The organism is Pseudomonas sp. EA_5y_Pfl2_R50 (genome assembly GCF_963970475.1).
GTDB lineage: Bacteria > Pseudomonadota > Gammaproteobacteria > Pseudomonadales > Pseudomonadaceae > Aquipseudomonas.
Genome location: NZ_CAXAPT010000002.1, coordinates 1 through 22,916, shown reverse-complemented (window position 1 = coordinate 22,916; position 22,916 = coordinate 1). Strand labels below are relative to the sequence as shown.

The following is a 22,916-nucleotide window of genomic DNA, read 5'->3' as shown; positions in this document are numbered from 1 at the left end:
GTTAGAAACCGCTTTCCCTGACACCCAGCGCCGCCATTCGGCGCCACGCCACGCCCAGCAACGACTCGCCGCTGCCCTGCAACACCACCACACCGCGCAACGGTTGCGCCGGCGTCGACGCCGCATCCAGTGCGCTCAACCGCGCGCCATATTGCGCCTGCACCGGCTCCGCGCGTTGCTGCTGATCACGGCGCACGGCAATCGGCCCGTGATGATCGGAGGTCAACGCCTCCTGATCGACGTAAGCCACGCCGTTGGTGTCGATTTCATTGAGCTGCACGGCGAGCGCCGGGTGCATCGGGTCGTCGGCGATAAACCGCCCAGTGGCTCCCGGTTTGACTCGCCACAATTGCGCTTCGGCCAGATAACCGCGCAACCGCGTGCCTTCTTCGACCACCCGCGCCAACGCATCCTGGGTCGACAGCCAGCGGCCGACGCTCAGGTTCGGCAGCAGATCGCGCACGTTGCCGGCATGCGGTGCGCGCAGCAGCAAGCGTTCGCGCTGGGCACTCAAGCCCCGGTATTCGGCGACCGCTTCTGCCAGGCGTTGCTCGACGATGCCGGCATCCGCAGCGGTTTCACTGCGGCTGGCCTGACGGCGCATCTGCAACTGCTGGATCTGGATTTCCCGACGCACTATCGCCAGCCGCGATTCAAGGTCCGGCGATTCCAGTTCGATCAGCACGTCACCCTGAGCGACGGCCTGCCCGTCCGCGACCTTCACCGCTTTCACCCGCGCCGCCGTCGGCGCATGCAGGGCACTGGCACGCCCGGCCTCGAGCATCGTGGGCAATTCCACCGAGCTGCGCCACGGCACGATCAGCACCAGCAACAGACCGAGCAGCGCCAGCGCGCTGAGCAGTACGCGCGGGCCGTGGGCCTGTTCGCGGCGGCCCCACCACTGGCGCCACTCACGCATGATCGGCAAAAAGATGAACCACACCAGTTCCACCAGCATCAGGAAAATCCCCAACACCTTGAAGAACAGGTGATAGACCGCCAGCGCGATCCCGAAAAACAACACCGCACGCCACAACCACGAACCATACCCCCAGATCAGCAAACGCCGTTGCATCTTCGGCGACCAAGGCTCCGGCGCCGGTGCACCGTAGCCGAACAAAAACTCGCGCAAGCGCCAGCGACACAGCGCAAATGCGCGACCCTGCAGGTTGTCGACTTCCCAGAAGTCACTGATCAGAAAGTAGCCATCAAAACGCATGAAGGGATTGAGGTTGACCACCAGCGTGGTGATCCAGGTCGCACTGGCGAGCATGAACGCCGCCGTGCGCGCCGGGCCGTCCGGCAACAACGACCATGCCAGCAGAGCGATGCACGCCAGCACCAGTTCCGCGAGCACGCCACCGGCGCCGATCAACAGCCGCGCGCGGCGATCATTGACCCGCCAGGCATCGCTGACATCGGTGTAGAACATCGGCAGCAAGACCATGAACGCCACCCCCATGCTCTGCACTCGACACCCGGCGCGTTTGGCCATGAACGCGTGACCGAACTCATGGCAGAGCTTGGCGAACAACAACGCCACACCGAAGGCCAGCGCGCCGCCGAGGCTGAACAGGTGCGGGAAAGTACCGACGAAACGCTGCCAGTCTCGCGACACCAGAAACACACCCAGCCCAAGCGTCGCCGGCACACCGTAGCGCAGCAGGCGCGGGCCGAATCGCGCAAGCCACGGCCAGGCACGATTGAGAAATGCGTCCGGGCGCCACAGCGGAATGCGGAAAAACAGGTATTGATGCAGGAGGATTTGCCACACGCTTTGTTTTTGCGCCAAGGCCTTGAGCCGATAGCTGGCGCGCTGCTGGTCGTCGACGGCGCTGATCAGATCGTGCCCGCGCAAAAACTCCAGCAGTTGCTCAAGCTCTGTCCCGTCCAGACGCAGCCCCGGTTCACGATTGGCGGCGCGCAGCACCTGCTCGGCATCACCCAGCGACCAATGACGCAACAGGCGCATCGCCGCGGCGCCGAGCTTGAAGTAGCGCCCGCGCACCGGATCGGCCAGGGTCCAGCGCGGCGAACCGTCGAGGGCCGGCGCCGCGGGCGACAATTGCAGGTCGGCGCGCAGGCTCGGCAGATTCATTTACAGGCCCACGCTCTGACGCAGACCGGCCAGTGGCCGGCGCAGCAGGTACAAGGCCAGCGGTGCGCGGTCGCCGAAGATCTTCGCCGTGCCACGCAGGCCGATACGCGGCGGCGCGCCGGCGAAACTGGCATCGAGGCGGTAGGCCAGTTGCCCGCCCGCCGTGGGTTGCGCCTCGTAAGCCGAGCGTTCCAGCGTGGCGAGGTGACGTTGCAACGGATCGCTGTCGAGAAACAGCGCGACTTCGGCGCCAGACTCAAGGGAAATCGCATCGCCGACCGCCAGTTCGATGCGTAACTCGGCCTGGCTCGGATCAGCAATCTCCATCAAGCGCTCACCGGTCTGCACCGGTTTGCCGGTCAGGCGCTCGGCATCGGCGAACACCGCGATGCCATCGCGTTCGGCGCGCACTTCGCTGCGCTTGAGCAGCTCGCGGGCGTAATCGCGTTCGGCGCGCTTCTGTTCGGCGCGGGCAGCGAGCAAATCCACCTTGGAGCTTGATTCAGCGTCGGCAAACGAGCGCTGGGAATTGGCTTTCAATTCAGCTTCGGCCACACCCAGCGCACGCTCGGCGACGTCGGCCTGGGCCTTGAGCGTGGTGCTTTCGAAACGCACCAGCACGTCACCGGCTTTCACGGTCTGGTTGGGTTTGACCAGAAACTCGGCGATCACCCCGTCCAACGGCGCCGCGACCACGCGCCCGCCCAGCGGCACCACCTCGGCCGGGGCCAGCACCGATTGGCGCACCGGGATCAGCAGCCCGAGCAACAACACGGCGAGCAAGGCCACCTGACGCTTACGGGTCCAGCGCAGCCGCCACGGTTTGCGCGGTTGCAGCGCCTGCCAGGCGTGGCTGTAAGTGTCACCGAGTTGCGACAGCAGGACTTGTTCGGAAGGGTTCCACGGCACATCCCGCGCCAGCCACAGACCGCCAAACACTTGCCCGTCGCGATCAATCAGCGGCAGCCAGAACACCTGTGCGGCGGACAAACTTCGCCAGTCGGCCTGAATCGATTCGCTGACCAGTTCCGGCGCAATCACCCGCGCCTGCTTCAACACATCCTGCTTGAACAATTGGGCGACGGCCTGCTCGACAAACGCCACGAACGGCGCATTCGGCTCCACCGCGCTGACCCCGGTCACCGCTTGCACCTTGCCGGCAATCAGCAACGCCGCATGGCGAAAACCGAACAACGACTGGCCGTCATTGACCAGGCTGTAGGCCAGTTGCGCAGCATCGCGGGCGGCACGGGTCTGGCGTTCGAGGTCGAGAAATCTGGCGAATACCTGCTCGGCGCCACCGCTCACCGGAGCGTTCACTTAAGCTCCGGGAAACGCGCAGTGCCGCTCATGCCGGCGAGCAAGCCCTTGGCTTCGGGCAAGGTGGCGACCAGCAACAGTGTCTGACTGCCTTCGTCAATGCGCGCACCGAGGCGCTTGACCGTGGCTTCTAGAGGCTGGCCGGTTTCATCGGGAACAAAGCTGAACGTCTGCCCGGGCTTGAGCCGGGCCATCCAGCGCGACGGCACCAGCAGATGGATTTCCAGGGTGCGGTTGTCGACCACATCGAGCATCGGCGCACCGGCCGGCACGCTTTCGTAGCGCTTCACCTTGCGCTCGACCACTTGCCCGTCGAACGGCGCGATCACGCTGCAACGCTTGACCTGCACCTGATAAACCTGGGATTGCGCCTGGGTCTCGCTGACCTTGGCCTCGGCCCTGGCGACTTCGAACCGCCCGACCGAATTGAGCGCGGCCAATTGCCTGTTGTGTGCCAGTTCCTCACCAGCCCCACGGTTGGCGGCCTGCGCCGCATTGAGCTGCGCCTGATAAGCCGAGCAATCGAAACGCGCCAGGGTGTCGCCCTTCTTGAACGACTCACCCTCGCTGAAGGGCAACTCGACAATCCGTCCGGACAGCTCACTGGCCAGCGTCGCCTGATCCCGCGCCCGCAATACACCCCGCGCTTCACTGCCCGACGCCTGCGCGCCCGGCGCGCTGTTATCCAGCAGCGGATCGTCTGGCCCGGGCGTTTGCGCCTGAACTGCACAGCTGACAAAGGCCAATCCTACAACCCAACCACGAAAACGCTGCATGACCGCTACTCCCTGACGGATGTGCGGAGTCTACGACAGCGGGGTTTAGCGTCAAGCGAAAGGCCACTACTCCTTGGAATTGTAGGGTTGCAAAGGGGCCAGGACCTATTGAACCGTCTGAACGCTGCTGGTGATCAGCAGCTTCCTGCCCGGGTTAGAGAAACTTCCGATTCCTCTGGGCGCTTTGCGTGACGGCAAGGTCAGCGCGCATTCTGGACGCCATCCCTTGGAACCCGCGAACGCACCACGATTTATCGATGGAAGTACTCAAGCATCACGCCGGATTATGGGTAGCCGCTTGATTGACCGGATATACCGACTCCCATCCCCCACCCAGAGCCTTGTACAACCCGACCATCGCCAGCGACACGCCAGTGGAGCTTTCCACCCATTGTTCCTGGGTTTCCAGCAGCGCGCGTTGCACCGTCAGGACGTTGACGAAATCGACCACACCTTCGACGTATTGTTGTTGCGCGGTGCGCAGGGCGATCTGGTTCTGGCGTGCGGCTTCAGCGAGGCTGTCGCGGCGGCGTTGGCTGGCATTGTAGGCAGTGAGTTGATCGTCGATCTCGTGCCAGGCGCGCAGCACGGTTTGCTGGTAGGCGATGGCCGCTTCCTGTTGCTGGGCTTCACGCAACTGCAATACGCCGCGCAAGCGTGCGCCGTCGAACAGCGGCAGACTGAATTGCGGACCGATGCCGAAGGCGCGAGAACCCCATGAGCCGAAATCGCTGAGCTGCATGGCTTGCGAGCCCACGTTGCCGGACAGCGTGATGCGCGGGTAGAAATCGCCCTTGGCAACACCGATGCTCGCCGTCGCCGCATGCAGGCGCGACTCGGCCTGGCGGATGTCCGGGCGGCGCTCGGCCAGTTGCGACGGCAGGCCGATGGCGACTTGCAGCGGCGACTGCGGCACGGCGCCGTCCGTGGACAGTGCTTTGCTCAAGGCTTGCGGCGGTTCGCCGAGCAACAGACTGATCGCATTGATCAATTGCGATTGGCGTTGTTCCAGCGCCGGCAGGCGCGATTCGATGGCCGCGACTTGCGCGGCGGCCTCGGCGACATCAAGGTCAGTCGCGACGCCGTCGGCCAGACGCAGTTGCGAGAGTTTCAGGCTATGCCGGGCGACGTCGAGGTTCTGCTCGGTGACAGCTCGGGTGTTTTGTACGCCGCGCAATTGAATGTAGTTCTGCGCGGTGTCGGCGAGAACGGTGAGCAGCACGCCGCGACGATCGTTTTCGGCGACTTCGAGACTGGCGTCGGCAGCTTCGGTTTCGCGGCGCACGCGGCCCCAGAAATCCAGCTCCCATGACGCGGAGAAACCAGCGTCCCAGAGGTTGAAGGCCGAATCACCGTTGTGCCCGGACGGGTCATTCAAACCTTTGCTGCTGTTGCGTTCACGCCCGTAACTGCCGGTTGCGGCAGTGTTCGGATAGCGCTCGGCAGTGATCACCTGGCGCGCGGCGCGGCTTTGTTGCAGACGGCTGCTGGCCAGTTGCAGATCAAGGTTGCTCTGCACTGCACGCTGAGTCAGGGCCGACAGTTGTGAGTCGTGGAAGACCTCCCACCAACGTTCGTCAAGCGGTTCATTGACGGCTTGGCTGGGGGCGGACCTGGCGGGTTTGGTCCAGTCGGTGATTTGTTTGGCTTCGGGTTTCTGGAAGTCGGGGCCAACCGTGCAGGCGGTGAGCGTTACTGTGAGCAAGGCACTCAAGCTGAGTGGCTGCCACTGGCGCAATCGCTGGCGAGCCAGCGCCCACAGGGATTGCGCAGATTGACCGGCCTGGTTTTCCGCAAAGATGAACCTTGTGGAGGCTGGCTTGCCAGCGATGAGGCCATCCGAGTTACCACAAATCATCGCTGGGTCACCTCACGCACCGACGTCGCCGGACTGCGCGTATCAATACTCGCCTCCACCGACATCCCCACGCGCAACCGCTCAGCCAGCGGCTGACCCGGCTCCAGCATGATTTTCACCGGAATCCGCTGTACCACCTTGGTGAAATTGCCCGTGGCGTTATCCGGTTTCACCGACGCGAAGGTCACACCGGTGGCGGGCGCAATGCTTTCGACGCGACCGCTCAAGGCTTCGCCACCCAGGCTGTCGACCCGCACTTGCACTTGCTGCCCCGGCTGCACGTCGATCAGTTGGGTTTCCTGGAAGTTGGCCACCACATAGGCCTGTTTCAAAGGCACCACCGCCAGCAACTTGCTGCCGGGCGTGACGTAAGCGCCGACGCGCACGGCCCGCTCGCCAATCATGCCGTCCTGCGGGGCGGTGATCCGTGTGTACGAGAGTTCGAAACTGGCGATTTCCAGCGCCGCTTGCGCGTGTTTCAGGCGGCCTTCGGCGGCATCCCGCTGCGCCGTGAGAATCTCGACTTGCTTGCGTTCCGCCGCGAGCTTTGCCGTTGCAGTGTCCAGCCGTGCGCTGGCCTGATCAATACGGGTGCGCGCCTGTTGCGCGTTCTGCACGGTGCCGGCACCGACGCCGGCCAAATGGTTGTAGCGATTCAGTTCCTGCCGGGCGAAGGCCATTTCCGCCTTGGCCGAAACCACCGCCGCCTTCGCCTGAGCGATCAGCGAAGCCTGGCGTTCGAGGGTCGCTTTAGCGTTCTGCAACTGCGCCCGTGCCACCAGCGTTTGCGCGTCCGCCGCTTCGGCGGAGGCGCGCAAATCGCGGTCATCGATCAAGGCCAGCAACTGCCCGGCCTTGACCTGCTGGTTGTCCTCGACCAGCACTTCCTTGATGAAACCGGCCACACGCGGCACCACCAGGGTGTAATCGGCGGAAACAAAGGCGTCGTTGGTATTTTGCTGGGTCCGTTTGCCGAACACGCCGGGCAGCGCCAGGTACACCAGCACGCCTACGGCCAGCGCGGCGGCCACGGCCACAGCGAGTTTTTGCGTTGTTTGAGTCGTCATAAAAACCTTCAGGTTCAGTGCCGCGTTCAGGTCGGTGCACGCGGTGGGTAAATTCGCGTCGGCAGCCAGAAAATCAACAGGATCAGCGCCACCGCGACGCCGACCATGCACCAATAAAGATCGGCAGACGTCAGCACCACGGCCTGCTCATGCAGGCGATGGGCAAGACCGGGATCGCTGCTGTCGGCCAACGGTGAGTTGCCGAGGTTGTCGACCAGCATCGTCGAGTGAAAATGCAGGCGCGAAGTGCTCAGCGCCTCGATCACCCCGGTGGCAACCACTGCCGACAGGCCTTTCACGGTGTTGAACCATGCCGAGGCGAACGGCCCATCCAGCGGCGTGATGCTGCCGGTGGAAAGCATCAACAGCGGCAGCACCGCCATCGGCTGGCCGAAAATCTGCAGCCATTGCAGGACGTAGAAATCGTCACGAATCCATTGCGAAGTCAGCTGCGATCCACCCGCGCACGACAGCGCCAACATGCTCAAACCAATCCCGAGCACCCAGCGGCAGTCAACCCAGCGCAAGTTGCACAGCGCCGCCACCAGCGGCAGCGCAATCAGTTGCGGTATCGCGGCGATAAGCATGATCGGCGCGGTCTGCGCCGCACGATAACCCTGCACCCGGGCCAGATAACTCGACGGAATCAGCACCACCGCCAACAACACCACCAGCACCCCGGCCAGAGTCATCAGGGCGAATGACAGGTTGCGGATACCAAGCATCTGCAATTTGAAAAACGGAATCGGCTGTGACCACTCGTTGATCAGAAACGCCACCAGCAACAGCGCGCCGGCGCCGAGCAAGCCACAGATAAGGTTCGACTCGAACCAGTCCAGGCGATTGCCCTGCAACAGACCGATCACCAGCATGCAGATCGCCGGAAAGCCCAGCAGCAGGCCTTTCCAGTTGAAGGCCTTGAGGCGTTCCAGACGCAACGGGTCCTGGGGCAATCCATACGCCACGGCGGCCATGGCGATCAGGCAGGGCGCGACGATTTGCCAGAACGTCCACTGCCAGCCGACGTACTCCGTCCACAAGCCGGCCAGCGGCGTGCCGAGACCCGGACCGAACGTGGCCGTCAGCGCATAACCCGCCAAGCCATAAAGCTTGATGTTCGCCGGCAGAAAGCGCAGGGCCACGGTCATCAGCATTGGCGGTAACGCACCGCCCGCCAGGCCTTGCAGGGTGCGCATCAGCAACAGGCTTTCGTAGTTCGGCGCGAACGGGCAAAGCACCCCGAGCAGGGTGAACAGGCTGATTGCGCAGAGGGTGAAACGGCGCAGCGAGAAGGTCACCGAACACCACGGCGCGAAGGCCATCGCTGCGACCGACGTCGCGGTGTAACTGGCGACCAGCCAGGTGCCTTCGTCGTAACCGATGTTCAGCGCACCGCGAATATCGGCGAGGGCAACCTTGGTCACCATCTCGTTGAGGCCCGACACCAGCACGGCCAGCAAAACGCCCAGCAGACCGATGATGATCCGCGCCCCGAACACCGGGGGCGTGACCGCCTGCGCCGGGCGGGTCGCAGCGAGGGGCGCCGCGACCTTCAGGGATGTCATGGATAGAACTCCGGAAGGAAAAATACCGGAGCATCTTAGTGGGACTTGGCAATGACGAAAATTGACTTATTGGCAGCTTATAAGTGCGCCAGACGCAATGATGTAAAGCAAAAGATCTTCAGGGTTGAGCCGCCAGCCACGTCTCGTCGCAGCAAGCCTTGAGGGTTTCGCGCAGCCAGCGGTGCGCCGGGTCCTTGTCGAAACGCGGGTGCCAGGCCTGAGTCAGCATCAGCGTCGGCAGCGGGACCGGCAAGTCGAACGAACGAAGTTTCAAACCGAGCCGGCGCACGCTCAGCAGCGCCTCCTTGGGCACGGGCAGGATCAGGTCGGAATCCGGCAGGGCGAACATGGCAGCATGGAAACTCGGCGCAATCACCGCCACCCGCCGCTCCAGGCCCAAGGCATTCAGCGCGGTGTCGATGGGCCCCCGAGCGATGCCCCGGCGCGACATGCTGATGTGGGAAAAACCGGCATAGCGTTCAGCGGTGATTTCGCCGTCGAGCAAGGGATGATCCTCGCGCACCAGACCGACGAAATGGGTGGAAAACAGGTTCTGCACCTTGACTTCAGGGGTGACGGGCCGGGTGTTGCTGACGCTCAGATCAATGCGCCCCTCGCGCAGCGCTTCATCATCGCCATCGCCTTCCGGGACAAAGCGCAGTTCGCAATGCGGCGCCTGCTGGTCGAGGGTATCGAACAGTTTGCCGCCGTAAACACCGATGAAAAAGTCATTGGCGCGGATGCTGAAACGCCGGCGCAGTGTGCCCAGCTCCACGGTATCGGCGGAGCGGAACAGCAGCGCGGCCTGCTCGACGACGTCACGCACCTGCTCGCGTAGCTCCAGCGCCTTGGGCGTTGGCACCAGCCCCCGCCCCGCACGCACGAGGACCGGATCGCCAATCGCTTCGCGGATTCGCGTCAAAGTGCGGCTCATGGCCGCCGGACTGAGGTTCATCCGACGTGCGGCGCCGACCACACTGCCCTCGTCGAGTAAAGCGTCGAGGGCGACCAGAAGGTTCATGTCCGGGAGTTGCATGCTGAGCACTCATGGCTGATCAGGATTGATCTGCGCGCAATGCTAGCAAATACCTCAAGGCAAGGTGTTAGCCGGACGGGCCCATCCTCTCTTTCAGCGCTGCATGCCCCAACGTTTAACCGTCACCCGCTCCAGCGTATCGAACACCAGGTTCTCCACCAGCAAGCCGATCAGGATCACCACCGCCAACCCGGCAAACACCTTGTCGGTGTACAGCTCATTGCGGTTCTGGAAGATGTACCAGCCCAGCCCGCCCTTGCCGCTGGTGGCGCCAAACACCAGCTCAGCGGCGATCAACGTGCGCCAGGCAAACGCCCAGCCAATCTTCAGCCCGGCGAGAATCGACGGCAGCGCCGCAGGGATCAGGATGAACAGGACAAAGCGCATGCCCTTAAGTCCGTAATTGCGCCCGGCCATACGCAAGGTTTCCGAGACGCCAAGAAAACCCGCGTAAGTGTTCAGCGCCAACGCCCACAACACCGAATGCACCAACACGAATATCAGACTGTTCTGCCCAAGACCAAACCAGAGCAAGGCCAGCGGCAGCAGGGCAATGGCCGGCAGCGGGTTGAACATTGACGTCAGCGTGCTCAGCAGATCCCGGCCAACCTGAGTGGAGACCGCCAGCGTCGTCAGGGCAAACGCCAGGACGATGCCGATCAGGTAACCCTTGAGCAGCACCACCAGCGATATCCATACCTTGCCCGGCAACTCGCCGCTGAGCAGGCCGTCATACAACGCATGACTGGTCTGCACAAAACCCGGCAGCAGCAGGTCGTTGTTCTGTACTTGAGCAACGATCTCCCAAATGACCGCGAGCAACATCAGGATCACGCTTTTACGCAACCAACCCTGTTGCCACAAGCGTTGGCCGAGCGGCAGTTCGCGCTCGACCGGCACGCGGGTCAGCGGCGCCAGCACGGTTTCGAATTCTTGACGTACAGATGATGAATGGCTCATCGGGCAATCCTCAAAAAGCGCTCAATAAGCGATGCGAATATCGTTGAAGTCGTGATCGCGCTCGGTTTCCGGCGACTGACCTTCATCGAACAACAAACGGTGAATGCGTCGGGCCGATGCCTGGAAAGCGACGCCGCCAAGGCTCTGCAAATCATATTGATGGCTGTGTACTTCTGCCCTCACCCGTCCCGGATGCGGCGATAACAACAGAATGCGATTGCCCACCACCAGCGCCTCTTCTATCGAGTGCGTAACAAACAGCAAGGTGAAGCGCACCTCTTCCCAGAGCCGCAGCAATTCTTGCTGCATCTTGCGTCGGGTCAACGCATCGAGCGCGGCGAACGGCTCGTCCATCAGGAGGATTTTCGGCTGCATCGCCAATGCCCGGGCAATCGCCACCCGCGCTTTCATGCCTCCGGACAAGGTGTGCGGATAAACATCGGCGAACGCCGCCAGACCGACCTTTTCCAGATAGTGCAGCGCGCGTGCTTCGGCGTCCTTTTTGTTCAGCGTGCGCGACGCCAGCAGCGGAAACATCACGTTCTGTTTGACGGTTTTCCACGGCGGCAGTTGATCGAACTCCTGAAACACCACGATCCGGTCCGGGCCCGGTGCATCGACCGGTTTGCCTTGCAGGCGGATCTCGCCTTCACAAGGCGCGATGAACCCGGCGACGGCTTTGAGCAAGGTTGACTTGCCGCAGCCGGAAGGGCCGAGCAGCACGAAGCGGTCTTGCTGGTCGACGTCGAAACTGACCTGATGGGTTGCGCGTACCACGCGTTGCGGCGTGCGGTATTCGAGGCTGACCTGATCAACCGCCAGCAGCGCCTGGCTGCGGGCGACAGGGTTGCTGGCCGCGAGGCCTGGCAAAGGGGCATTCATCGCGGTCAGCTCCCTTGCAGAGGTTTGGCATCCTGGAAGAAGTAGTCCTTCCACGATTCAGGTTTGTTTTTGATCGCGCCGACGCGGTAGAGGAATTCGGCCAGTGGGTAGGTGTTCTTCGGGGTGACGCTGAATTCGAACTGCGGGTTGTCGATGATTTTCAGCAGCGCAGCGCGGTCGATTTTGGCTTTGGTCACGCGGATGTAGGTGTCGGCCGCTGCGCCCTTGTCGTTCTGCGCAAACTGCGCCGCTTCCGTCAGCGCTTCGACGAACGCTTTATAAGTCTTCGGGTTTTCGTTGCGGAATTTTTCGGTGGCGAACAGCACGGTCGGTGAGTTCGGCCCAAGCAGGTCGTAGGTATTGAGCACGACATGCACGTTGGGATTTTCCAGCGCCTGATCCTGAAATGGCGGGTTGGAGAAATGCCCGGTCAGCTCGGTGCCGCCAGCGATCAATGCAGCCGTCGCATCGGGGTGCGGGACGGCGATGGTGTATTTGTCGAGGCGATTGAATTCCTTGTCACCCCATTGTTTGGCAGCGGCGTATTGCAGGAAGCGCGACTGCACCGACACCCCGACCGCAGGCACTGCGATGCGGTCCTGCCCGGTGAAGTCGGCAATGGTTTTGACCTTGGGATTGTTGCTCACCAGGTAGTACGGGAAATTGCCCAGCGACGCCACGGCTTTGACGCCTTGCTTGCCGTGGGTGCGATCCCAAATGGTCAAGAGCGGACCGACGCCGGCACCGGCGATGTCAATGGAGCCGGAGAGCAACGCATCGTTGACCGCCGCGCCGCCCGAGAGCTGCGTCCAGTCGACCTTGATGTCGATACCTTCCTGCTTGCCGTACTTCTCGATCAGGTTTTGATCGCGAACCACGTTGAGCAATAAATAGACAATCCCGAATTGCTCGGCGATACGGATTTCACCTTCGGCGTGGACCACCGGCGGCGCCACCAGACTGCCGGCGATCAAGCTGAAGCCGAGGCCGATAGCGGCGGCCAGGGGGGCGAATGGAAGACGTTTGGACATGATCGAATCTCCGGCAAATCAGAATGGCGCGTCGCCCTGAATGGTCGTGCGGTACAGCTTGCGGCGCAGGTGCGCGGGGCAGCCGGCCGCGAGGTGGATCAGCGAACGGTTGTCCCAGAACACAAGATCATGGGGCTGCCACTGATGGCGGTAGAGGTTCTGCGGCTGCACGCTGTGGCTGTAGAGCTCACTCAACAATTGTTGGCTTTCGTCTTCCGGCAACCCGACGATGCGCGTAGTGAAGCCTTCGCTGACGAACAATGCCTTGCGCCCGTTTTCCGGGTGCGTGCGCACCACCGGATGCACCACTTCGGCGACCTGAGCCAGTTGCTCCGGGGTCAGGGTCGGGCGCCAGTTGCCCTCGAATCTGGTTTCGCTGTAGCGGGCGGTGTAGGAATGCGCAGCAAAGCGACCCTGCACGGCATTGCGCAGGGCTTCCGGCAAGTTGTCCCAGGCCTTGTGCATGTCAGCGAACAGCGTGTCGCCGCCTTCGGACGGCAGCTCCTGCGCATGCAGCATCGAACCAAGACTCGGCAGCTCTTTATAAGAAAGATCGGAGTGCCAGAATTTGCCGGCGTCACAGAGGCCAATGTTCTGGCCGTTTTCGATGATGTTGGAAACGATGAGAATTTCCGGGTGGTTCGCCAGCAGGAACTGCTTGAGCACGTGAATCTGCAGCACACCGAAGCGGCGGCTGAAGTCGATCTGTTGCTGCGCAGTGATCTGCTGGTCGCGAAATACCACGACGTGATGATCCAGGTGCGCGCGGTGAATGCGGGCGAAGTCCTGAGCGTTGACTGGGCGGGTCAGATCAAGGCCGACGATTTCGGCGCCGACCGCACCGCTGAACGGACGGATTTCAAAAGTTTGCGGCGCGGCAGACGCGGCGCTCGGGGTAGCAGTGGCTGCGGACATCAATCATCTCCCACGCACGGCACGCTCATGGGCGCGCGCGTCGATCAGAAACTCACGCTGGATTGCGTGTGGGTTCAGGTCGTGCGGCGCGCCGATTGGTCGGCAGGTACGCAGGGGGATGACTTTATAGCTATAAGAATCGGAAATTAAATACCGTTAATGAATAACGATATGGCGATTGGTGAGAAATGGACGAGATGGTGAGTGACGGTTTTTGTCACTTACTGACAGGGACGTTGCGAATCAACTGACGCTTTCGCGAGCAAGCCCGCTCCCACAGTTGATTTTCAGTGGACACAAATTCTGTGTTCAAAAGAAATCCAAATGTGGGAGCGGGCTTGCTCGCGAAGGGGCCGCAAGCCGCGCTGCACCTCTAGCGTTCGTGCAACGCCTCAGCCCGCGCGCGGATGATCGGCTTGAGCAGATAACTCAACACCGACTTCTTGCCAGTGATGATGTCCACCGACGCGACCATGCCCGGGATGATCAGCAAGGGTTTTTCATCGGTGCCCAAGTGACTGCGCTCAGTGCGCACCTTGATCACGTAATAGGTGGTTTTCTTGTCTTCGTCGGTGATGGTGTCCGCACCGATCTGCTCCAGCTGGGCCTTCAGCCCACCGTAAATGGTGTAGTCATACGCAGTGAATTTGACGATCGCTTCCTGACCCGGGTGCAGGAAGGCAATGTCCTGCGGACGGATCTTCGCTTCGACGAGCAAGGTGTCATCCAGCGGCACGATCTCGACCATGTCACTGCCCGGCTGGATAACGCCGCCGATGGTGTTGACCAGCAACTTGTTGACGATACCGCGCACCGGCGATGTCACCAGCGTGCGGCTGACGCGGTCTTCCAGCGCCTTGCCGGTGGCCTGGGCCTTGTTCAGATCGGTGCGCGCTTCATTGAGTTGAGTCAGCGCTTCGCTGCGGAATTTGCCGCGCGTCTCGTCGATTTTGCGCTGCACTTCCTTGATCGCCGATTCCGCGCGCGGGATCGCCAGGGTCGTGGCGTCGAGCTGACCGCGTGTTTCCACTTCGGCACGCTTGAGCCGCAACACTTCCACCGGCGACACCGCGCCCTGAGCCACCAGCGGCTCGGACATGTTGATTTCCTGACGCTGCAAACCGAGTTGCTGGCGGTACTGCGCCTGCTTGGAGGTGAACTCGCGCAGCTCTTGCTGACGCTGGATCAACTGCTCCTGCAAACCGCCGATCTCGTCGTGCAATTGCTGACGACGGCTGATGTACAGCGATTCTTCGCTTTTCGCCTGGCCCGGCACGGCTTTGAGCACGTCCTCGGGGAAATTCAGCGGACGGTCATCGACCTCGGCGCTCAGACGCTCGACGCGCAGCAGCATCGACAGACGATCCGCTTCGGTTTCACCGACGTTGGAGGCAAATCGCGTGTCATCGAGACGGATCAGCGGCGCGCCGGCTTCGACGACCTGGCCTTCCTTGACGAACAGTTCGGAGATGATCCCGCCTTCGAGGTTCTGGATTTTCTGAATCTTCGACGACGGAATCGCCTTGCCGTCGCCCTTGGTCACTTCGTCAATCACCGCGAAGTTGGCCCATAGCACCAGGAACACGAAGAAGCCGATGATCGCCCAGATGGTCAGGCGCACGACGCGCGGGGCGTCTTCGATCAGCGCTTTGTTGACCTCCGGCAGCGGCTGGCCCTGCAGCGATGCCGAGCCCTTGAAGTAACGACGGATCGAATCCTTGAAACCGGACTTAAGCAACACTGATCTGCCCCTTCTTCAACGCTTCCATCACGGCGGCTTTCGGGCCATCGGCGAGAATCTGTCCACGGTCGATGACCAACAGGCGATCCACCAGCGACAACAGCGAAGCCCGGTGCGTCACCAGCACCACGGTCTTGTTTTCAATCACGGCCGCGAGGCGTTGCTTGAGACGTTCTTCGCCCGTGTTGTCCATCGCGCTGGTCGGCTCGTCCATCAGCAGGATCGGCGGATTGAGCAGCAGTGCGCGGGCCAGGGCGACGTTCTGCCGCTGGCCGCCGGAAAGGTTCTGCCCGCGCTCGCCGACTTGCAGTTCGTAGCCTTGCGGGTGCAGGCGGGCAAATTCGTGGACGCCGGCCAGTTCGGCGGCTTGCAGGACCAGTTCGTCTTCTACATAACGTGCGCCGGAGACCAGGTTGTCTCGCAGGGTGCCGGCGAGCAGTTGAATGTCTTGCGGCACGTAGCCGATGTTGTAGCGCAGTTCGCTGACGTCGATCTGGCGGATGTCCACGCCGTCGACCAGCAACGCGCCGTCGTCCGGCTGATACAGGCCGACCAGCAGTTTCGCCAGCGAACTCTTGCCCGAACCGCTACGGCCAATGATGCCGATTTTCTCGCCGGGACGGATCACCAGGTTGATGTTCTTCAGCGCAGGATTTTGTTGTTCCGGGTAGGTGAAATTGAGCTGACGGCATTCGATAGCGCCCTGCAAAACCTTGCGGCTGAGCGGGCGTTCTTCGAAGTTGCGCTCTTGCGGCAGCTCCATCATCTGGTCGACCGAGGTCATGGTCACCCGCGCTTGCTGGTAGCGGGTCAGCAGACCGGACAGCGACGCCAGCGGGCTCAGTGCGCGGCCGCTGAGCATGTAGCAGGCAATCAGGCCGCCCATGCTCAGGTTGCCGGCGATGATCTGGTACACGCCGAAGACGATCATGATCACCCCGGCCAGTTGCTGGATCAGCAGGGTGATGTTCATCGCCAGCCCGGAGAGCATTTTCACTCGCAACTCGAGGCGACTGAGGGTGCCGATGGTCTGCTCCCACTGATATTGGCGTTCGCTCTCGGCGTTGTTGACCTTGACCGCGTCGAGGCCGGCGAGGGTTTCGATCAGGCTCGACTGGCGCTCGGCGCCGAGGGCCATGGTGCGCTCCATCGTCGCCACCAACGGTTTCTGCAACGCGTAGCCAATCAGCAAGGCAATCGGGAACGCCAACACCGGAATCCACACCAGATGCCCGCCGAGAATGGCGATGACGATAAAGATCAGGATGGTGAACGGCAGGTCGATCAGGCTGGTCAGGGTCAGCGATGCGAGGAAGTCGCGCAGGCTCTGAAACTCATGGATGTTCTGCGCGAAGCTGCCGACCCGCGCCGGGCGGTACTTCATCGCCATGCCGACGATGCGTTCGAACAGCGTCGCCGAGATGATCAGGTCGGTTTTCTTCCCGGCCAGATCCAGGCACAGGCTGCGCAGGCTTTTGAGGACCAGATCGAAGATGTAGGCGCCGGTGATGCCCAGCGCCAGCACCCACAAGGTGGCTTCGGCCTGGTTCGGCACCACGCGGTCGTAGACGTTCATCACGAACAGCGGCGCGGCCATGGCGATGATGTTGATCAGGAAACTGGCGGCAATCGCATCGGCGTACAGCCAGCGCGAGCGCTTGAGGGTGTCGCGGAACCACGAACGCGCACGCGGAATCAGCGTGCCGTGGTTGACGTCGAATTTGTGCTGCGGCTGGGCGAAGAAGACCTTGCCGATATAATCGTCGGCGAGCAGTTCGCGACTGACCACGGACTCGCCGCCATCGCTTTCGCTGAGCAGCACCCGCGCTTCGTTGTCGCCTTGCCAGCCAAGCAGGACGGCACTGCGGCCATCCTTGAGCAGCAGCAACGCCGGCATCGCAATCGCCGGAATCTCTTCCAGCTTGCGTTGCAGCACCCGACCCTGCAGGCCCGCGCGAGCCGCCGCGCGGGGCAACAAATCGACACTCAGGCGTTGTTTGGGCAGCGGCAGGCCGGTGGTCAGCATTGCCGCGCTGGCGGGCTTCTGGTGCAGCATGCAAAGGGCGAGCAGACCGTCCAGTAACGGATCGTCGTGCAACGCGCGTGGATCATGACTGAGATGAACTCGACTGACTTCTGATTCCACGCTCGACACTCTTTGACGGTTGAAAAGGGATAACTCAATTCATCCCAGGCAACTGCACCTTGGGCTTCACGTCGTTCTGCACAACGGATGCCAACGGTGCGACCACTCCCTGGCTTCTGAGCAACTCGCCCATGGTCGCCTTGATTCGATACTGAGTAAATAACTGAATGTTTTTGATTTCAGCCAGACGCCGCGAAGCGGTGAACAACTCGTTTTCACTGTCGAGCAAATCGAGAAGGGTGCGTTCGCCAAGGCTGAACTGACGCTGGTAAGCGGTGCGCACCGAGGTGCTGTGGTCGACGTACTGCTGAGCGATTGGCACCTGCGCATTGGCGTTGTTCAAGGCGTTCCAGGCCAGACCCAGTTCTTCGTTCAACTGACGCAAGGCGTTGTTGCGGATATCCAGCGCCTGGTTCGACAGGTACGACTTGGATTCCAGATCGGCCTTGTTGCTGCCGCCCGAGTAGAGGTTGAAGCGCATGCGCAGCATGGCTTGCCATTCATTGTTGTGACCGTTCTGGCCGTCGAGGTCGTTGTCGGCAGTGCGGCCCAGTTCGGCGTCAAAACGCGGGTAGAACGTCGACTTGGCGGTTTCGTACTGTTTCTCGGCGGCGGCGATGTCGGACTCGGCCGAGCGCAGGATCGGGCTGTTTTCCAGCATCTGCTGCCGGGCTTCATTGAGGTTGGCCGGCATCATCGCCAGGAACGGTGCCGGGCGCTCCAGTTGATCGGGCATCTGGCCGACGGCGCTGAGGAAGTTGGTTTCCGAGTCGGCCAGGTTGGTCTGCTCGGTGATCAGGTTGTTACGGGCCTGGGCCATCCGCGCTTCGGCCTGATCGAGGTCGGCACCGCTGCCGACACCGCGCTGGGTGCGCAACTGGATCTGGTCGTAAATGCGCTGGTGGCTCTTGAGGTTGTCCTCAGCCAGACGCACGAATTCACGGCGGGTCAGGACGTCGAGGTACACCTGAGCGACGGTCAGTGCGGTGCGCTCGGAAGTGCCGAGCAACGAGTAGGCGCGGGAGTTGACGGTGGCTTGTTGACGCCCGACTTCGCTGGACGTCGCAAAACCGTCAAAGACCATTTGCGAGAGACGTAAACTTGACTCGCTGCGGTTCAGGGTTTCCCAGTGGTTGCCGCCGCCATTGGCACGGGTGGTGACGCTGTCGGTGCCTTCACGGCCATAACCGCCGAGCAGATCGACCTTCGGCAGGTATCCACCTTTCGCCGCTCTTAATTGATAATCCGCGGCCAAACGACTGTTCACCCCTGCTTGGATTTCCGGATGAACATCCAATGCCTGTTGCATGGCTTCTGGTAAGGATTGTGCTTGTACGAAAGAGGCGGCGAGAGCGAAGGGTACAGCCAAAAACAGGGGCGAACGCATGGTAGGAATTTCCCAGAACTTCTTGTCTTGAATCACAGCAGAACGTGGCGCTGCGTCGGATGATGGCAACCGGAATGACCGTATGTCGGAAAGTTCAAAACAGGAACTGGATCACACGCTGAAGCACAGGTCGCCGCGGAAATATCAATGTGACATTAGTGGGGCGATTGTTTAGGATGGCACCCAGAAGGTCAATAGTTTGGCATAAAGTTAATAGCGAAAGAATCTAGCCAATTTATTGACGATCAGACGCGTCAAAACTTGTTTAGCAAATTTTAAAAGTACGTCCAGACTGAATCGGCGCCCATGCCGTCAGGTCCATGGAAGTCAACTGAACGTGACACCCCGGAGAGTCTTCAATGAGCAGTGTTGTTGCCATCGTCAAAAGCATTGTTGGTCAGGTATTCGTGGTGTCCCCAGAGGGCGTGCGTCGCGTACTCGTTGAAGGCGATCGACTGTTTGTCGGCGATCAGATCGACACCGGCCTCTCCGGCGCCGTGTCGCTTGAACTGGCTGATGGCCGCACACTGGACCTGGGCCGCGAAACCCAATGGAGCGCCAACGCGCCCGACTCCAGCACTGACCTGGCCGAAGCCACTGCGCAGGCTGCGCCCTCTGTAGAAGAACTGCAGCAGGCCATTGCCGCCGGCGTCGACCCGACGACCGCCCTTGATGCCACCGCTGCCGGCCCAAGCGCCGCAGGTACTGGCGGTGCCGCGGGTGGCGGTCACAGCTTTGTGATGCTCGACGCCACCGCTGGCCGCGTCGACCCCACCATTGGCTTCCCGACCGCAGGCATCAACGCCGGCGCCCAAGTCGCACAGAACATCACAGGCGGCCAGACCAACGACACCACCGCCAACGCCCTGCGCGAGTCGACCCTGAGCCTCAGCGCCACGCCGACCATCACTGAAGCGGGCGGCGTCCTGGTGTACACCGCGACCCTGACCCAGGCGCCGCAAACCGAACTGACCATCACCCTGTCCAACGGCGCGGTGATCGTGATTCCGGCCGGTTCCACCACTGGCACTGTCAACGTGCCGCTGGCGCCGAACGACACCGTTTACAACGACCCGACCCAGATCGACGTGACCGTCACCGGCACCACCGGCGGCAACGGCATCACCGTGACCCCGCCGACCACCCCGGCCACGACTCAGATCACTGACACCATCGACACCACCACCGTCACCCTGACGGCCGGGCCGAGTGTCACCGAAGGCGGCCAGATCACCTACACCGCGACCCTGACCAATCCGGCACAAACGCCGGTGACTGTCACCCTGTCGAACGGTTCAACGATCACCATCGGCGCCGGCCAGACCACCGGCACCGTCAACGTGCCGACCCCGGCCAATGACGTCTATAACAATGGCAGCACCGTCAGCACCACCATCACGGGCGCTACCGGCGGCAACTTCGAAAACCTGGTGCCGAACCCGACACCGGCAACCACCACCATTACCGATTCGGTCGACACCACCACTGTCAGCCTCACCGCGACCGGCTCGGTCGTTGAAGGTGGCCAGATCACCTACACCGCGACCCTGACCAATCCGGCGCAAACCCCGGTGACCGTCACCCTGTCGAACGGTTCGACGATCACCATCGAAGCCGGCCAGACCACGGGCGTCGTCAACGTGCCGACTCCGGCCAATGACGTCTACAACAACGGCAGCACCGTCAGCACCACCATCACTGGCGCTACCGGCGGCAACTTCGAAAACCTGGTGCCGAACACCACGCCAGCCACCACCACGGTGACTGATTCGGTCGACACCACCACTGTCAGCCTCACCGCGACCGGTTCGGTCGTTGAAGGCGGCCAGATCACCTACACCGCGACCCTGACCAACGCCGCGCAAACGCCGGTGACGATCACCCTGTCGAACGGCTCGACCATCACCATTGAAGCCGGCAAAACCACGGGCTCGGTCAACGTGCCGACCGCCGCCAACGATGTTTACAACAACGGCAGCACCGTCAGCACCACGATTACCGGCACCACTGGTGGCAACTTCGAAAACCTGGTGCCGAATCCGACGCCAGCAGTCACCACCATCACTGATTCGGTCGACACCACCACCGTTACCCTGACGGCCGCGCCGAGTGTCACCGAAGGCGGGCAGATCACCTACACCGCGACCCTGACCAACCCGGCGCAAACGCCGGTGACCGTCACCCTGTCGAACGGCTCGACCATCACCATTGGCGCGGGTCAAACCACCGGCACCGTCAATGTGCCGACGCCGCCAAACGACGTCTATAACAATGGCAGCACCGTCAGCACCACCATCACTGGCGCTACCGGCGGCAATTTCGAAAATCTGGTGCCGAACCCGACACCAGCGGTGACTACCATCACCGACTCGATCGACACCACCAACCTGACCCTGACGGCCACCGACACAGTGGTCGAGGGTGGGCAGATCACCTACACCGCGACCCTGACCAATCCGGCGCAAACCCCGGTGACCGTCACCCTGTCGAACGGTTCGACGATCACCATCGAAGCCGGCCAGACCACCGGCACCGTCAACGTGCCGACCGCGGCGAACGACGTCTACAACAATGGCGGCACCGTCAGCACCACCATTACTGGCGCCAGCGGCGGCAACTTCGAAAGCCTGGTGCCAAACACCACGCCAGCCACCACCACGGTGACTGATTCGATCGACACCACCACTGTGAGCCTCACCGCCACCGGTACCGTCGTCGAAGGCGGCCAGATCACCTACACCGCAACGCTGACCAACGCCGCGCAAACCCCGGTGACCATCACCCTGTCGAACGGCTCGACCATCACCATCGAAGCCGGCAAGACCACCGGCTCGGTCAACGTGCCGACCGCGGCCAACGACGTTTACAACAATGGCAGCACGGTCAGCACCACCATTACCGGTGCTACCGGCGGCAATTTCGAAAACCTGGTGCCGAACACGACGCCAGCGACCACCACCATCACCGACTCGATCGACGACACCAGCCTGTCGCTGACGGCCACCGGCACCGTGGCTGAAGGCGGTTCGATTGTTTATACCGCGACCCTGACCAATCCTGCCGGCACGCCGGTAACCGTGACACTGAGCAACGGCTCGGTGATCACCATCGAGGCCGGCAAAACCACTGGCACCGTCACTGTTCCAGCGCCTGCCGATGATGTTTACAAAGACGCCGGTAAGGTCGAAGTCATCATCAAGGACGCCACTGGCGGTAACTTCGAGAACCTGGTGCCGAGCACCACACCAGCCGTGACCGAAGTGACGGACACCATCGACACCTCGACCGTGAAACTGACGGCTGACACCTCGGTGGCTGAAGGTGGCACCGTCACTTACACCGCCACCGTCGGCTCGCCGGTGACCGGTTCGCCCGTGGTTGTAACGCTGGCCAATGGTCAAAACATCACCATCGAAGTCGGCAAAACCACCGGCACCGTGACCACCACTGCGCCTAACGATGCGTTGACTGGCAATGCGCCGCTGACCAACTCGATCACCGGCGTTTCCGGCGGTAATTACGAAGATCTGGTCGCCGACAAAACCCCGGTATCGACCACTGTTACCGACGTCGCCGACACCACCAACCTGTCGCTGAGCGCAACCGGCTCCGTGGCCGAGGGTGGTTCGATCGTTTACACCGCGACCCTGACCAATCCTGCCGGCACGCCGGTAACCGTGACACTGAGCAACGGCTCGGTGATCACCATCGAGGCCGGCAAAACCACAGGCACCGTGACGGTTCCAGCACCCGCCGATGACGTCTACAAAGACGCCGGCAAAGTCGAAGTCACCATCAAGGACGCCACTGGCGGTAACTTCGAGAATCTGGTGCCGAGCACCACACCAGCCGTGACCGAAGTGACGGACACCATTGACACCTCGACCGTGAAACTGACGGCTGACACCACTGTGGCCGAAGGTGGCACCGTCACCTACACCGCCACTGTTGGCGCGCCAGTCACCGGTTCGCCGGTCGTGGTGACCCTGGCCAATGGTCAGAGCATTACCATTGAAATCGGCAAGACTACCGGCACCGTGACCTTCACCGCGCCGAACGATGCACTGACCGGTCAGGCGTCGCTGGGTAATTCGATCACGGGTGTAAGCGGCGGCAACTACGAAAACCTGGTGG

The 22,916-nt window shown here is 62.0% G+C and carries 15 protein-coding genes; 1 reads left to right on the top strand and 14 read right to left on the bottom strand.

Annotation, left to right across the window (positions count from 1 at the left end; genetic code table 11):
• Position 1 precedes the first annotated feature (1 nt).
• The 14 genes from AACY19_RS03320 to AACY19_RS03255 form a co-directional block, all read right to left on the bottom strand.
• The gene (locus AACY19_RS03320) at positions 2-2,098 is read right to left on the bottom strand and encodes a biotin/lipoyl-binding protein (RefSeq protein ID WP_339447920.1); all 2,097 of its coding nucleotides are present in this window, start codon (positions 2,096-2,098) and stop codon (positions 2-4) included.
• Entirely contained in the window at positions 2,099-3,418 is a 1,320-nt protein-coding gene (locus AACY19_RS03315; protein ID WP_339447918.1) for an efflux RND transporter periplasmic adaptor subunit, read from the bottom strand.
• Positions 3,415-4,194, bottom strand: a complete 780-nt coding sequence (locus AACY19_RS03310; RefSeq protein ID WP_339447916.1) for an efflux RND transporter periplasmic adaptor subunit — start codon at positions 4,192-4,194, stop codon at positions 3,415-3,417. Before AACY19_RS03310 ends, AACY19_RS03315 begins: the two co-directional genes overlap by 4 nt.
• Positions 4,195-4,468: 274 nt before the next feature.
• Complete coding sequence (locus AACY19_RS03305) at positions 4,469-6,052, bottom strand: efflux transporter outer membrane subunit (protein WP_445262283.1); 1,584 nt, start codon at positions 6,050-6,052, stop codon at positions 4,469-4,471.
• Entirely contained in the window at positions 6,049-7,119 is a 1,071-nt protein-coding gene (locus tag AACY19_RS03300; protein WP_339447914.1) for an HlyD family secretion protein, read from the bottom strand. The genes AACY19_RS03305 and AACY19_RS03300 overlap by 4 nt, the downstream gene beginning before the upstream one ends.
• Positions 7,120-7,145: 26 nt before the next feature.
• Positions 7,146-8,684 carry an MFS transporter gene (locus AACY19_RS03295; protein WP_339447912.1) on the bottom strand — a complete coding sequence of 513 codons (1,539 nt, stop codon included), beginning with the start codon at positions 8,682-8,684 and terminating at the stop codon, positions 7,146-7,148.
• 118 nt (positions 8,685-8,802) lie between these two features.
• A complete protein-coding gene (locus AACY19_RS03290; protein WP_339447910.1) occupies positions 8,803-9,720 on the bottom strand; it encodes a LysR family transcriptional regulator in 918 nt (305 codons plus the stop codon).
• A gap of 93 nt (positions 9,721-9,813) precedes the next feature.
• On the bottom strand, positions 9,814-10,680 hold the full coding sequence (locus tag AACY19_RS03285) for an ABC transporter permease (RefSeq protein ID WP_339447908.1): 867 nt from the start codon (positions 10,678-10,680) through the stop codon (positions 9,814-9,816).
• A 21-nt stretch (positions 10,681-10,701) separates the two neighbouring features.
• Complete coding sequence (locus AACY19_RS03280) at positions 10,702-11,562, bottom strand: ABC transporter ATP-binding protein (protein WP_339447906.1); 861 nt, start codon at positions 11,560-11,562, stop codon at positions 10,702-10,704.
• A 5-nt stretch (positions 11,563-11,567) separates the two neighbouring features.
• Positions 11,568-12,593, bottom strand: a complete 1,026-nt coding sequence (locus AACY19_RS03275) for an ABC transporter substrate-binding protein (protein ID WP_339447904.1) — start codon at positions 12,591-12,593, stop codon at positions 11,568-11,570.
• An 18-nt stretch (positions 12,594-12,611) separates the two neighbouring features.
• Positions 12,612-13,508, bottom strand: coding sequence for a TauD/TfdA dioxygenase family protein (locus AACY19_RS03270; protein ID WP_339447902.1), 897 nt, complete (start codon positions 13,506-13,508; stop codon positions 12,612-12,614).
• Between the two features lie 373 nt (positions 13,509-13,881).
• Positions 13,882-15,249 (bottom strand): HlyD family type I secretion periplasmic adaptor subunit, encoded by a 1,368-nt coding sequence (locus tag AACY19_RS03265; RefSeq protein WP_339447900.1) that lies wholly within the window; start codon positions 15,247-15,249, stop codon positions 13,882-13,884.
• On the bottom strand, positions 15,239-17,395 hold the full coding sequence (locus AACY19_RS03260; protein ID WP_339447898.1) for a type I secretion system permease/ATPase: 2,157 nt from the start codon (positions 17,393-17,395) through the stop codon (positions 15,239-15,241). Before AACY19_RS03260 ends, AACY19_RS03265 begins: the two co-directional genes overlap by 11 nt.
• 34 nt (positions 17,396-17,429) lie before the next feature.
• Complete coding sequence (locus AACY19_RS03255) at positions 17,430-18,782, bottom strand: TolC family outer membrane protein (RefSeq protein WP_339447896.1); 1,353 nt, start codon at positions 18,780-18,782, stop codon at positions 17,430-17,432.
• Between the two features lie 359 nt (positions 18,783-19,141).
• Here AACY19_RS03255 and AACY19_RS03250 point away from each other — a divergent pair.
• On the top strand, positions 19,142-22,916 hold a 3,775-nt coding region (locus AACY19_RS03250; RefSeq protein ID WP_339447894.1), incomplete at its 3' end, for a retention module-containing protein.